The sequence below is a fragment of the Gardnerella sp. DNF00354 genome (genome assembly GCF_049262755.1).
GTDB classification, from domain to species: domain Bacteria; phylum Actinomycetota; class Actinomycetes; order Actinomycetales; family Bifidobacteriaceae; genus Bifidobacterium; species Bifidobacterium vaginale.
The window spans coordinates 1,448,600-1,463,247 of sequence record NZ_CP058402.1; the positions used below are offsets into that span (position 1 = coordinate 1,448,600).

The 14,648-nt window shown below is 36.8% G+C and carries 13 protein-coding genes; 7 read left to right on the forward strand and 6 right to left on the reverse strand.

Going from position 1 to position 14,648, the window contains the following annotated elements; all coding sequences use genetic code 11:
* Window positions 1-91 precede the first annotated feature (91 nt).
* From HXT24_RS05765 to HXT24_RS05775, 3 genes are all read left to right on the forward strand, one after another.
* Window positions 92-1,423, forward strand: a complete 1,332-nt coding sequence (locus HXT24_RS05765) for a Na+/H+ antiporter family protein (RefSeq protein ID WP_004138216.1) — start codon at window positions 92-94, stop codon at window positions 1,421-1,423.
* Between the two features lie 233 nt (window positions 1,424-1,656).
* Window positions 1,657-1,863, forward strand: coding sequence for a hypothetical protein (locus tag HXT24_RS05770; RefSeq protein ID WP_101887927.1), 207 nt, complete (start codon window positions 1,657-1,659; stop codon window positions 1,861-1,863).
* 248 nt (window positions 1,864-2,111) lie between these two features.
* Window positions 2,112-4,280, forward strand: coding sequence for a hypothetical protein (locus tag HXT24_RS05775; protein ID WP_422119329.1), 2,169 nt, complete (start codon window positions 2,112-2,114; stop codon window positions 4,278-4,280).
* A gap of 205 nt (window positions 4,281-4,485) precedes the next feature.
* Here the strand turns inward: HXT24_RS05775 and HXT24_RS05780 are convergent, their stop codons facing one another.
* The 4 genes from HXT24_RS05780 to HXT24_RS05795 form a co-directional block, all read right to left on the reverse strand.
* Window positions 4,486-5,325, reverse strand: coding sequence for a nucleotidyl transferase AbiEii/AbiGii toxin family protein (locus HXT24_RS05780; protein WP_415685716.1), 840 nt, complete (start codon window positions 5,323-5,325; stop codon window positions 4,486-4,488).
* Complete coding sequence (locus tag HXT24_RS05785; RefSeq protein WP_116691979.1) at window positions 5,326-5,931, reverse strand: type IV toxin-antitoxin system AbiEi family antitoxin domain-containing protein; 606 nt, start codon at window positions 5,929-5,931, stop codon at window positions 5,326-5,328. It abuts the gene before it with no gap.
* 280 nt (window positions 5,932-6,211) lie between these two features.
* Complete coding sequence (locus HXT24_RS05790) at window positions 6,212-6,790, reverse strand: LemA family protein (protein WP_004123027.1); 579 nt, start codon at window positions 6,788-6,790, stop codon at window positions 6,212-6,214.
* Window positions 6,791-6,902: 112 nt separating this feature from the next.
* Window positions 6,903-7,889 (reverse strand): DUF3137 domain-containing protein, encoded by a 987-nt coding sequence (locus HXT24_RS05795; RefSeq protein ID WP_004114803.1) that lies wholly within the window; start codon window positions 7,887-7,889, stop codon window positions 6,903-6,905.
* Window positions 7,890-8,270: 381 nt separating this feature from the next.
* Here HXT24_RS05795 and HXT24_RS05800 point away from each other — a divergent pair, with 381 nt between their 5' ends.
* The 4 genes from HXT24_RS05800 to HXT24_RS05815 all read left to right on the forward strand — a co-directional run bounded on the left by HXT24_RS05800 (window position 8,271) and on the right by HXT24_RS05815 (window position 11,396).
* A complete protein-coding gene (locus HXT24_RS05800) occupies window positions 8,271-8,870 on the forward strand; it encodes a sensor histidine kinase (RefSeq protein WP_004114802.1) in 600 nt (199 codons plus the stop codon).
* 77 nt (window positions 8,871-8,947) lie between these two features.
* Window positions 8,948-9,748, forward strand: a complete 801-nt coding sequence (locus HXT24_RS05805; RefSeq protein WP_422119330.1) for an energy-coupling factor transporter transmembrane component T family protein — start codon at window positions 8,948-8,950, stop codon at window positions 9,746-9,748.
* A complete protein-coding gene (locus HXT24_RS05810) occupies window positions 9,730-10,584 on the forward strand; it encodes an energy-coupling factor ABC transporter ATP-binding protein (RefSeq protein ID WP_422119331.1) in 855 nt (284 codons plus the stop codon). Before HXT24_RS05805 ends, HXT24_RS05810 begins: the two co-directional genes overlap by 19 nt.
* Window positions 10,581-11,396: an energy-coupling factor ABC transporter ATP-binding protein gene (locus HXT24_RS05815; RefSeq protein ID WP_422119332.1), complete on the forward strand. Its 816-nt coding sequence runs from the start codon at window positions 10,581-10,583 to the stop codon at window positions 11,394-11,396. The genes HXT24_RS05810 and HXT24_RS05815 overlap by 4 nt, the downstream gene beginning before the upstream one ends.
* Window positions 11,397-11,555: 159 nt before the next feature.
* On the opposite strand, the gene HXT24_RS05820 is transcribed toward HXT24_RS05815, so the two are convergent.
* Window positions 11,556-13,340, reverse strand: a complete 1,785-nt coding sequence (locus HXT24_RS05820) for an ABC transporter ATP-binding protein (protein ID WP_422119333.1) — start codon at window positions 13,338-13,340, stop codon at window positions 11,556-11,558.
* A 272-nt stretch (window positions 13,341-13,612) separates the two neighbouring features.
* Window positions 13,613-14,422 (reverse strand): nucleoside phosphorylase, encoded by an 810-nt coding sequence (locus HXT24_RS05825; RefSeq protein WP_020761106.1) that lies wholly within the window; start codon window positions 14,420-14,422, stop codon window positions 13,613-13,615.
* Window positions 14,423-14,648 lie beyond the last annotated feature (226 nt).

Below are 14,648 nucleotides of genomic sequence, written 5' to 3' on the forward strand. Positions count from 1 at the left end.
TAATTATTAAAATTTAAAAATTATCAAAATTGAAAAATATATTATTTGCAAACATCAAAATGAAGATAACTTTAAAAAGAGGTGAAACAGTATGCAGATTTTAAACATTCTATGCAATCCGGTAATCGTATCGGTTGTAGTGTTATGCGCGTTAAGTCTCGCTAAACTCAATGTTTTACTCGCAATGATTGTTGCATGCGTTGCAGGAGGCATAGCTGGGCATCTCCCTCTTTTTGGAGATGGAAGTCACACTATTATGGCTTTGCTCTGTGATGGTTTTTCCACAAATGCGCAAACTGCGCTCGCCTACATTCTTCTTGGTACTTTTGCAGAGGCAATTACAGCAACTGGCCTAGCTCAAATCATTTCTAAAAAAATCAGTAAACTTATTGGCACAAACAAATTTATTCTTCTTGCAGTTCTAACAATTATTGCATGCATGTCTCAAAATATTGTGCCTGTTCATATTGCTTACATTCCTATTCTTATTCCGCCAATTCTTTCCATTATGAACAAGCTTAAGCTAGATCGCCGCGCCGCCGCATGCTGCACTGCGTTCGGACTAGAAGTGCCATACATTGCTATTCCATTTGGATTTGGCTTAATTTTCCAAACAGTTATTGCAACTAATCTTTCTAAAAATGGTATGAAAGTTAGCGTTTCAGACGTTAGCGCTGTGAACTGGTATTTGGGTGCTGCAATGCTTGCAGCCCTCCTATTCGCCGTGTTTGTGCTATACAGAAAGCCTCGCGAATATAAAACAACCGAAGCAGATACTCGCGCTGCGGACGCTGTTGTTGGCCCGCTTACTAAAGCACACTATGTAACCATGCTTGCGATTATTGTTGTTGTAGTAGTTCAAGTTATTAGTAAGGATCTTTCGCTTTCTTCTCTTGCAGGTCTTGCAACCATGATTATTTTTAGAGCCGTTGCATGGAAAGATATCGATAAGCAGCTTATGGGCGGCGTAAAACTCATGGGTCTTATTGCATTTATTATGCTCATTGCTGGCGGCTACGCTAACGTGATTCAAGCCACGGGCGGAGTTAATGAGCTTGTACACTTTGGCGTTGCTTCTATGGGCCAAAACAAGCTAATCGCTGCATTCGTTATTACGATTATTGGTTTGCTTGTAACTATGGGCATAGGCACTTCGTTTGGCACGGTTCCTATTCTTGCAGTTTTGTTCGTGCCTCTTTGCCAAAGCATTGGTTTTAGCACTCCTGCAACAATTCTTCTTATGTCTTCTGCTGCAGCTCTTGGAGACGCAGGCTCCCCTGCTTCCGATACAACGCTTGGCCCTACTTCTGGCCTAAATGCAGATGGTCAGCATAGCCACATTTGGGATACTTGCATTCCAACATTCCTTATCTTCAACATTCCACTTATGGTTGCAGGTATTGTAATATCTCAGTTTATTTAGCAGATTATTTCTTAAGATTAGATACTAAATATCTTATATTATTTAGCTAAATATTTAGTTAAATATTCAATAGAGATTAAGTATTTCAAAACGCATATAAGTGTTTATTGATAAAATTATCAATAAACACTTATATTTTTTATCAAAATCGTTATAATGTAATATGCAATTATGTATTTGTTATATTTTATGAAATAAAGTAACAAAGGTTTAGTTAATTAATTGGGTATTTTATGAATAAGACAACGAAAATCATTCTGACCTCAACCATGATGGGTATTGCGACCGCAGCTTGCGCAGTATGCATGAGCCAAACCGCTTATGCTTCTAATGCTATTGCAAGTAGTGTCAATGGAAATAATGTTGAGAGTGCAAATAGTAGCACAAAAACAAATACCCCCCCCCACCACATACCGATTCCACTAATCAGCATAATTTAAAAAATGATAAATCTACTAACCACAACAACACTACCAGTGAAGATCGCGACTACGATACAAATACGGTTCAAACAACTGTTGATTCCAAAGGCGTAACAACAGATAATGATGTTCAGCAAAACACATCACACGCTGATTCAACAAGCAATGAATTAGCATCGGGGACAGCGACCGATAAGAACGGCACACAAGTCAAATGGCAAGTAACGGATAATTCCAGTAATATCAAAGCCACTGACGCGGCAAAGATGAGCGAATATGGCAAACAGCTCAATTATGATTCTAATAATAATAAGCTAATCGCAACTATGAGCAATTTGCCATTCAAGAATGAAGCAGCAAATGTTGTTGCAAGAAAATATAACGAAATTACCTTAAAAGTTACAAACAACAATGAAACGACGCCTACAATCATTAGCAATATTAAAGAAACACCATGGTTCTACAAAAGTCAATATTTAAAGAATATTTTGGATGAAATTGATAAAACAACAATCGGTTCGTACAACTTTACGAGATACAATCAAGAACAAAAAGTTGGCGGCAAACACCTTAGCGGTTTGAAATACAACTTTAGTGCGCGCAAAGTTGAGGGCACGCCAATAATAACAGACTGGCAGGAAGGTGAAACAAGCCGCATAATTCCTGTATACATGGCAACAACCCATACGGGCAAAGATTCAGACTATATAACGTTGGGCATATTGCAAAACATTACTGTAAATAAGCCACAGACACCCGTTGTTCCACCAACACCACAGCCAAAGCCACCTGTTACACCACCAGTCCCAAAGCCACCTGAGTCTGCTACTAATGTATTGGCATCTGGAACTGCAACGGACAGTAACGACAAACAGGTTCAGTGGCAAGTAATAAATAACGATAAAAATACTAATACTGAACAAATAAGGGCGTACGCTCAGTATCTCAGTTACAATCCCAATACAAACGCGTTGACAATGACAGATGTTGCAGCGTTTACAGAAGACGGTAAAGCTATTTCCGCAAGAAAACTCAGCAACGTTACGCTAAAAATCACGAAGGACGGAAAAACAACAGAAGAAAACATCAAAGAAACGCCATGGTTCTTCAAAGATCAAAATTCACAGAAGATGTGGGACTCAATTAACCAGACAACAATAGGCACGTATAGCTTTGCAAAACACAATCTTGAACAAAAAGTCGGTGGCGTAGGGCTGGAAGGTTTGACCTACGACTTTCTGAATAAGAATTTTGATGGCGCTCCTACGATTGCCTGGAAGAATGGCGAAATAAGCCGCGAAATTCCTGTGTATATAGCAACGATCCATAAAGGTAAAGATGGCTCAGACTATATGACGGTAGGTGAATTTAAGAAATTCAAGGCGTATAAAAATAGGAATGATATTTTTGAAGGCGAACCTGGAACTAATCCTCTAACAAAGCAGCAGTATAAATTTAGTGATCTTGGCGACAATAATGTTACTAGAACAGTAACTGCCATGTATGCTAATGGCCCTATTTATCTTAAGCCAGGAGAAACAAAAACGGTGCCACTCAAGTTTTATCTGGTAGATGAAAATCGTAAGCCAATTAAGGATATTACTGATGAATTTATGAAGGTATTGAATCCAGAACCAAAGGAAGTGGAAATAAAAAAGGTTCTATTTACTCGAAATCGGCAGACGTCTTTGATGGATATGAATGTGTCGTATGTGCTGCATACGGATTATTCAATTACATTTACCGCGAATAAAGATGCTCAGGTTGGGGATTCTTACAACACAGATGGCTCTAAGTTGGATAATCTTCCAATGGTTCTTAATCCAGCAGAAACGCCAAATTATACCTATGAGCCAGGTATAACATTGCATGAGAAGAATAAACCAGGACATGTTGCTTTTATCAATGCATTCTTTGACGTGATAAAAGCAACACCTAATCCAAATCCTAATCCAGAACCTCCTAAACCGAAACCACCTGTAGTTCCGCCAACACCTGTTCCGCCAACACCTGTTCCACCAACACCTGTTCCACCAACACCTGTTCCACCAACACCTGTTCCACCAACACCTGTTCCGCCAACACCTGTTCCGCCAACACCTGTTCCGCCAACACCTGTTCCGCCAACACCTGTTCCGCCAACACCTGTTCCGCCAACACCAGAACTAGAACCTACTCAGATTCCAATTCTTGAACCAAAACCAGAAACTGTTCCAGTTCAAGAATCTGTTCCTAAACCAGAACAAGCACAGGAACCGACACAAGTAACCGAGGCTGAGCCATCTAAAGAAATTACAGCACCAAATTCTCCTGAAATTCTTGCACATACAGGTTCTACAACCTCAACTGTTGCAGGTACTGGATTAGCTTTCTTACTGTCAGCGTTCGGTACACTTTCGCTTAAACGCACGCGCATTGGCAAACACGGCAAATAACAAGTACAGATAGCCAATAACGCAAATAGCTAATAAACGCCAGTCAAGTTGAACTAAACTAACTGGCGTTTATTTTTAAAAACACCAATCAACCAATACACAAGTAGCCAATCACTGCAACTTCGCAACGATTGGCTACTATTGCATGTCTCCCCCAATGATTTAGAAAAGCCAGCACTCGCCTAAAGGATTTTAATCCAAAATTCTATTCAAGCAATTTCAATAATGCATCCAAACTCAGTAGTACACTGCAAAAATCAATGTCTTTAGCATAAGAATATTTACGCTGATATGACAACCACAATAAAGAAAGCTTTTCATCACAAGCAATACTTTCATAAATAGATTTAAGATTATCTATAATATTTTCAGTTTTACGATTTTTGCAAGTTGCATGAAAAGCACGCTTAAGAATTTCCCTATCTACATCTCTTTTATGCGAAACAAGCAGCACGTGGACATCATAAAAATCTCTCATACGCGTATTAAGAATTCCGCGCGATAATATTGTTTGTAATTTTTCTGCAAACACTGTTTCAATATTGTAAGAAAGAATAGAAATAGAACGGTTTTCCAGCATCAGCTTATAGTCATATTCAATTGCACGTGGTGTAATAGTAGCTCCTGTAGAAACATCAATCTTTATGGGAGTTATCATTCTTCCAATTCGTGAATCAAGCGCAAAACGAATACCTGGATATTCCATATCATCCATAATCTTCATAACGCTTTTAATAGTAAAATCAACTCCATCGTCTATGTCTATGCGAGATATATCCTCAATCATTTTTTTCGTATTCTCAAGAGACAAATCATAATTTTGAATAGTCGTATCTATATCCATAGTGGATCGCATAGAAATACCAAGCAAAGACGTTACTAGAACACCGCCTTTTACAATAAAATTGTTGCGATATTTTGAAACGGAAACACGCTCTAAGTAGCGTTCCATCATGTAAAGACGCATTAGAACTCGAGAATCTGCGTTATTCTGCTCAGCGAGGTTTTTGATTCTACCTCTTATTTGCGCATCAGTTAAATTCACTTATAGTAACACCTCAAAATACTTGCGAACAACATTGTTTACTCTAAAAAGTTTCGCATACTCCATTAACAAATTAAGATCTTTGTCTGGTCTAGAAATATAGGATTTCAAGATTGTATTAAATTCTTGAATTTCAATTAAATTTCTGCTTCTAAACGCGTCACAGACACTTCTTTCAAGATCATACATTGGCACTTTATTACCGAGATTATCCGTGACTAAAATCTTTCCAACTTCAAGTAATTCCTTTTTTACGCTATAAACTTTCACATTGCACGATGCTTTCAACCGGTGAGCATTAAAACCACTATAAACAGTAATAGTGTGAGTAATTGGCTCCATATCAACTAATCCATGATAAAAGAAAGCTTCGTCGTGAGAAAAAACAGCGGATGGTGAACGCTTATGAATAAGAAGCAACTCATCTACCCACGAGTCTTTAGAAGCGTATATTCCACCGCTTAACTGTTCTAGTTCATTATCTTTAACAAATTTATAAAACTTATATTTTGACAGTCCGCAAGATTTTGCTTCTTTTAAAGTAAGCATATTGCGGCCATTAGCATCTAATAGTGTATTGATAACAGCCACCGTCCTTTCGTGCATATATTGTAAATCATATTAGCACGATTGGATGAATTATATAAATTTCACCACCCTATTACTATCACGATTTACTATCACGATTACGATTACGCTAATAGTATTCTGCGATTACCTCACAGCAATACTTAATGACACGTTTACGCTGATTCCATATGTAGCATCAGCATAAACGTATCAAATGTGCAAACCAAACCAAAGGCAATCAATCACAAGTAGCCAATCACTGCAGATTCGCGGGCGATTGGCTACATTAGATATACCGTCTAGCTAAACATGTTCGCTAGCTCAGTATGCTATCAATATTCTTCTTATTGCTTAAATCATCTTCACTAAGAAAATCCATCTGCTTTATTCCGCTTAAACTTGCAATAATCGATACTGGAAATGTAACGATATCTTGATTAAGAGTGCTGATGTTACTATTTACTATTCTTTTTGCTGCCGCCAGCTGCTCGTTTTCATCGTTTATTTCCTCTTGCAAATTCAAAAATTGTTCAGAAGATTTTAATTCTGGGTAAGCTTCTGCTAAAGCATAAATCTTCCCTATCGCATGATTCTGATTTTTTATTACCGCACTAGAATCATCAGAGTTTAAGCCTTCTCTTAGACTAACTAAATCCACTAATGTTGTTTTTTCATATTTTGCAAATGACTGTGCAACTTTGAACATTTGGCAAATCGTGTCATATCTTTTAGCGAGCGCAATATCAACGTTTTTCTGCGACTCTTTTATAATCACTCTATATTTTCTTAATCTATTTAAAGTGCCAATAAACCAACCAATAATCATCACAAGCACTATTGCAATAACTATTAAAATGGTGTCCCTATCCATAATGCCATCCATAATGTCACTCATAATGTCTCCTTTAGTTCTAGTCTTTCTCTAGTCTTAGTTTTCTATAGTCTTAGTTTTTCTACTTTTGCAATTCGCTAGTATTGCAATATATAATATTGAAATTTTCTAGCTTCTAATTTTGCAATTTTTCTCTAATTACGCTGATTATTTCGTAATATTCAGCCAAAACATCTCTAAATCTTGCATATTCTCTTGTTAAAGATAGGTTTTCTATTCCAGATTTTCCAGGATTACCTAATATATACCGACCAGAATCAAAAGCTGCAATAATATGCTCGCTATCTAGATATATGCAAACTCTCATTCTTTTTTGCAAATTATTCAATATTTCTATAAAACTTGGATCTAATACAAGCTTTGTATAAAAATCGTCTGTAGAAAAGATTGAATACGAGTTGTTAAATTCAATGGATTCTGTTTGAACTTCACTCTCCTCTTTTGTTTTTTTGCCATAGTATCCACTTAGTTTTTGCCCCATAAAGTTCTTTCCAGTAACGGGAACTATTCTAATGTGACCATTTATATTGGTTTTTGCGTTTATTAATAAGACTTGCCCAATAAAATCCGTTTTTTTAACAGTTTTTCCACTTTCACTTCTAGAAGTGTGCATTGCTTGCATGTTTGAAAATTCAGTTTTGAATTCATCGCCAAAAATTATGTGTTTATTTGAATAATAAATACTAGATATTGGCAGAAGATTATTAAAAATACTGTCGTCAATTCCTTCAGAATTTTCTAATACCGTTCCAGGCAGAATCGCATTTAGAATCGGCGTTAAGACATTATTCGCATATAGAGTATTTACATCAACCTTATTTGTTACAAAAAACTTGCCAGCAAAGCAAACAACAAAGGCAATTATTATGAGTAAGGGATATTTATAAGTAGAGTAATCAAGAGAAGGCAGATAATTGCCAACAGCACCAATAATCAGCACTACTGGTATTAATGGGATTAAACGCATTGGGTCAAAAGCGTTATTTTTTACGCCTTCTTTTAACTCATTTAGTTTCCCTTGCATTTGGGGAGATTTTTCTAATTTATTAAGTCTTTCTAAAACTTCGGGATTTGTAAACACACCACTATGTTTTACATTCATCGTCATCTCCCTCTTATAATCGTCAATATTTTCGTAACAACATTTTTATAAAAGGCATAAAAATCTCTTATATTTTTTTATCATAAATAATCATTATTTGGAATACTAGAATTTTTGAATAGTTAAATTTGTGATAGCAAAATTTGGAATAGTGAAATAGTCAAATAACAAAATAATAACAACTTTGATTTTGCTAGAAAAGTATCTTAAATGTGATTATTTTCAATAAAGACTTAATACAAAACAAATAACAAAGAACAAAATAACACAAAATAAACAAGATTACAATTTATAACACATTAATTTTCAACTACTTTAATAACATTTCTCAAAGCGTATAATGAACTTGAATTTATTCCTTAACTGATAGGAAGTTCAAAAATGGTAAAGAAACTAAAAAATATTTGGAGCGTTAAATTAACTACCGCTTCACTCGTACTAATACCAGCCGCAATCGGCATAAATTATGTTGCAAAACTATTCGCTAGCATGCTAAAACTACCACTTTGGCTTGGCACACTAGGCACTTGCATTTCAGCATGCTTAGCAGGACCTGTTGTAGGCGGAATTGCTGGATTTTTAACAAATATTGTCTACGGCTTAACAATTGATCCAATTTCTACAGTCTATAGCATTACAGCTGCAGCAATTGGAGTAAGCGTTGGAATCGCTGCACGATTAAAATATATGGACAAAGGCCTACACATTTTTATAACAAGCCTTATTGTTGCAGCAATCGCAATAATCATCTCTACACCTCTAAACATGATTTATTGGGGCGGAACCACTGGAAACGTTTGGGGCGACGCTGTTTTTGCAGCAATGGGATCCAAAGGCTTCTTTGCATCATTCGTAGATGAGCTTGTTGTAGATATACCAGACAAGATTGTTGTTTTGTTCCTTGCAGCTGGAATCTATAAAGTTCTTCCTAAGAGTTTAATAGCCATCTATCAATCAGATGACGAAGATCTTGATAAATAAACGTTTATCACAAAAAATAAATCGCATAAACGCTAAGTTCTACAAGTTTTAATATAAGCACAATAAGACGAGATAGCATGAAAAGCATCAGCCTATTTGAAGATAAGCATTCGTTTCTAAACGGACTATCTGCAAAAACCAAACTTGCATACGTAATATGCGCTACAAGCACACCAAGCTTACTTGGAGGCTATAGTTCTTTCGCTATCTTTATTATTTTGAGCCTAATCTTACTTGCAACATCAAGGGTCCTAGCAAAAATAAAAATCGTAATACAAGTTACCGGTTTTATTATTGTAACTATTTTTATAGTTCAGACTTTCTTTAGATCAGGAAATTACACGATTTTATTCAAACTAGGACCTTTGATTGCTCGCAAAGAAGGTTTTGAAGTAGCAATGAAGATTGTGCTAAATATATTAAATATTTCGTTCGCGTTCTGTGTTTTAACGCTTACAACTAAACCTTCCAATATGATGCAAGAGATGATACAAGCTGGTTTACCACCTAAGATGGGTTATGTTTTTGTATCTCTATTCCAAATCATTCCTCAAATAACACAGCAAACTTCGACTATTGTTGACGCACAAAGAAGCAGAGGATTGAAAACAAAAGGTTCTCTTATAACACGTTTCAAAGCTTTTTTGCCTTTAATATCCCCGATTATAATGTCTTCATTTATGAGTTCTAAAGAAAGAACTATAGCTTTAGAAGTTCGCGGATTTTCGTGCAATAATCAAAAAACATTCATAAAACCATTTAAGCCAAACAAATACAATACGCTATTTTTATGCGCTTGTTTAATTGTAATAATCGCATCTATTATTTATGCGTTACTTAATAATTTAGGATATATAGCATGGCAGCTATTCATATAGAGCACTTAAAATATCGCTATCCCTATAGTAAAACTCTTGCACTCAATGACATTTCTTGCGACATTAATAAAGGCGAATTTATTGGAATAATAGGTGCTAATGGAGCTGGAAAATCAACATTATCGCAAGCTATTTTAGGTCTTGTTCCTAATCTTTACCACGGAGCATACGGCGGCAAAGTTGAGGTAGACGGTCTTAATGCAAAAACTACGCCAATAGACAGTCTTTGTAAAAAAGTTGGTTTAGTTTTTCAAAATCCTTTTAATCAAATTACTGGATCTAAACTTACTGTGTATGAGGAGATTGCGTTTGGGCTTGAAAATCTTGGAATTGAGCAAAACGAAATGCAAAGTCGCGTAGAGAAAATTATGGAAATGCTCAACATTGCCCATCTTAAAGATTGCTCTCCATACGATTTATCTGGCGGTCAAATGCAGCGAATGTCTATTGCCGCTATTTTAGTTATGCAACCAGAAATAATAATTTTAGACGAGCCAACTTCGCAGCTTGATCCTAAAGGTTCTGAAGAGGTTTTTAAGTCGGTAGAATCCTTAAAAAATCAGGGTCAAACTATTATTATGGTTGAGCACAAAATGGAAAAAATCGCGCAATATAGCGACCGCGTAATGCTTTTAAGCGAAGGAAAACTCATTGATTTTGATACTCCGCAAAAAATCTTTTCTCGCGAAGACTTAGAAGAATATGGCGTAAATCCTCCTGTTTATACTCAAATTTGCAAAAAACTTTCGTTAAAAAACAATAATGGCTTGTATCCAATAACTCTTGAACAAACGTCACACATTTTAAAATCAAATGAAGGGAATCGCTTATCATGACTCCTACTATTCAAATACGAAATGTGTCTTTTTCTCATACTCCAACATCACAAATATTCAATAATCTAAATTTGTCTTTTGCACCTGGAGCATGTGCTATTGTTGGTCAAAATGGCACTGGAAAAACAACTTTACTTAAAATCCTTAGAGGACTTCTTACGCCGAAATCTGGAAGCGTTTTATTAAATGGTAAAGATATTGCAGAATGTACTGTTCCCTCTCTTGCTAAAGATATTGGATTCGTATTCCAGAATCCAGATGACCAGATTTTTGAATCAACTGTTATACGCGAAGTAATGTTTGGACTTTTGAAAATTGGAATTGATAAGAGTCAAGCATTGATCCAAGCAAAAGAAAGTCTAAAACTCGTAGGACTTTTAGATAAAAGCGACTTAAATCCTTACGATTTAAGTCTTTGTGAAAGGAAAATGGTTTCTATTGCGTCAATTTTAGCAATGGATACTCAAGTTGTTATTTTAGATGAGCCTACGATTGCTCAGGACGATCGCGGAAAACGTTGTATTGAATCAATTATTAAGCACCTTGTTTCTCAGGGGAAAATTGTTATAGCTGTTCTTCACGATATGGATTTTGTGGCTCGAGTATTTAATCGCGTTGTTGTGCTTTCAAATGGCAAGGTTCTTTTTGACGGCACTGCGCGCGACGCTTTTAGGCGAGACGACATACTTTCTAGCGCACATCTTGATAAGCCAGATGTTGTGAAGCTGTGTGAGAAACTGGGTTATGAAGATACGTTCCTATCTGTTGAAGAATTTGTGAACACTTATCGTGAACGAAATAATTGCAGATAGCAGAAACGGAATAATCAGAGTGCTAATTACAAAATATCCAATACCGAAGTAGCCAATCGCTGCAATTTTGCACTTAATGGCTACTAACACTAGTTCAGGATCGCTTGCGATAAATTGCACGGCGCAAGCCAAACCCAAGCCCAAGCCAAATCAACATACTCACATAGACACAGTGTAAAGCGAGTAGAAGTAAGCTTTCTGATTCATAAGGTCCTCAAAGCTTCCGCGCTCAATAAGCTCGCCACTTTTCATCACAAGAATATCATCATATTGCTTAAGTGAATTAGCATCCAAACGGTGAGTTACCACAAGTCGAATGATTCCTTGCAAATCCAAAATAGACTGAGTTACGTTCGCACTCGTCTCGTTATCTAACGCACTCGTTGCCTCATCAACCAGCAGAATCTCGGACTTTTTAAGCAAGCTTCGCGCAATAGCAATACGCTGCTTTTCACCACCAGAAAGATGACTACCATTCTCGCCGCACTGATAATCCTTGCCTTTAGCAGCAATCAAATCATCCAAACCAGCCAAGTGAATCACGCGATCTACCTCTGCGTCCGGGAATGGCTTAAAAAGCGTAATATTATCTAAAATCGAAGCATCAAACATAAACACAGACTGCTGCATAAGAGTCGTCTTATCATAAAGCGAACTCTTGCTCACATTGCTAAGTTCGTGATTATTCAGCTGCACGCTACCCTTATAATCCTTGTAGTAGCCCATAAGCAGATTAATCAAACTACTTTTACCAGCGCCAGAAGGCCCCACTATCGCGTAAGATTTTCCAGATTGCAAAGTTAGATTTACGTTTTTCAAGACTTTATGATCCGCATCATAAGAATACGAAACATCTCGCAAAACAACGTTTTTAATAGAATCGTCAATAATCTCGCCAGAATCTTCCTTAGCGTTACTCATATAATCAGCCATCTTACTAATAAGCTTCTTAGCGCCCTTCATCTCGCCAAGCATTTGTGGAAGACTTGCAATAGGCTGAAGTACGCCATTCATCAAATTAGTAAAAGCTAAAACCATTCCAGCAGTAATAACACCAACGTGAGCGTTAACCATCCAAGCGCCAACAAGCATCACGCCAAGCTGAGTTGCAAGGCTTGAAATCGTTCCAAGAGCAGAAACAGTAGTCATCGTTTTTTCGCGAAGATTCTTAGTATGCTCAAGCTCCATCGACTGATTCTGATAACGGTTAATAACCTCCTGCTCCGCCTTAAAACTCTTAATAACCGAAACGCCGTTCAAAACATCCTTCGTCAGGGCCGTATAAGACTCATTCAATTTAGAAACCTGCTCCTCTCGAGTGGCAATTCCATTAGCTGTAAGAATCGAGCATGCCATTGGAAGCACAGAAATAATAAGAGCAATAACAGTGAGAAACGGACTGTAGTAAATCATAAGAGCTAGCGAGCTTACAAGCATAAGAACGTCTTGAACAAAATCAAAAATCTTCTTCAAATACTTTTCTTGAATACGCTCGCAATCATTAGTAAGTACAGAAAGATACGTGCCAGAATTCGCAAGCGAAAAATCACTATAACTCTTTTTTAAAAGCTTCTTAATAACAGACTCTTTATACTGATTCATTGCTTTTTCAAGAAAGCGAGGATACGCACTGCGCTTCAACGCAAAAATCAGTGAGATTACCAGCATAAAGGAAGCGACAAGCAGCAAAATAGTAGTTAAAGAGAAGTCTCCTTTGCCAGACATATAGTCGAAAATAATTTGCAAAAGCCAAGAAATAGCAGTGAAAATCATAGACAAGGCAATAAAAACTATCATCGAAAGAAAAGCTACAAGTTTGTTTTCTTTGAAAAATAGTTTTACGTAATTTTTTACGTCGGGATGCAGTGTGGATGATTGCTTATTTGCCGCAGTATTTTGATCTGCGGGCGATTGCTGATTTGCCGCGTCGTCAGTTTTACTCATTCTCGCTACCTCTCACTTCCTTTATATCTATACTATTTCTACTATCTCTTCTATAATATCATTTTCGTAAGCAGCATTTTCATAAGCTATTTGCTTATTCACTCGCTACAAAGCATTGAAAGCTACACTATCATACTTATCATGATTATTAACACTTAACGTAATACTTAAACGCATTTATACGTAATGCTTGCTAGAAATAATAAGCATAGAGTTAAAAAAAAAAATCAAATTAAAACACTGATTACATATGTAATATCAGTGTAAACGTGTCAAATGCGCAACACTGCTTCAATACAAAGCTCAAGCGCATACGCTTTAGAGTCTCCACCCCAATTTCGCTCATCATAATTTTCAACATCGTGCAAAGTATCTGCAGTGTAAAGAATCTCACCCCAAACAATCCCACGCATTTGTGCACAAGCCGCTAAAGCAGAACACTCCATCTCAACAACCGCGCATCCCTCCTGCTTACGATTAGCAACTTTCGTCTTAGTTTCACGGAAAAACCCATCCGTAGTCCACGTTTTAACTTCATGATAAGGCAAATTATGCGCCTGCAAAGTTTGTAAAATAGCATGCCTTGAACGATCTGAAACGTCAACATAACGACTTGGAGGCAAATAATGATAAGAAGTCCCCTCATCCCTTAAAGCTTTATACGGAACCAGGAAAACATTTTCCGCATAATCAACTAGCGATCCGCAAGAACCAGCACTAACAACTTCACTAACACCGTAAGAAATCAGCCAGTCTAAGATCTGAACAGCGGCAGGAGCTCCAACTGGAGCCTGCACTAAGCAGATTTTTTGCGTTTCTTCTTCTACTTCGCTGCCTGTATTTTCTCTTACTGTATCTCCTACTTTCTCTTCCAAAACATATATCGGATATTTTTTAGTTGCAGATTCAAAATTTGCTACAATCGTAGCTTTCCTACTTAAAGCATACTGATCAATTTCATCGCCTAAGAAAGCAAAAACCGCTTTAGATGGCAGATGAACAGAAATATTATCGTGATTTGGCATTAAAACTGCACTTTTATCGGAATCATACTCTAAAATCGGCAAATCATATTCTGTCATACAATCAACTCCGTCATACAATCAACTAATTCTACAAGCCATTCAATCCTATATACCAGCACGCACATTATCGCCAAAAATCACAAATCAGCCAAACATAACAAATTCGCAACGATTGGCTACTATCTCCAAACAGAGACACTCACGCATAAGAAGGAATACATATCAAAGTTTGACAAACACAAATCAAGTTTGACAAACACAAATCCATTCGCTATAGTCTTCA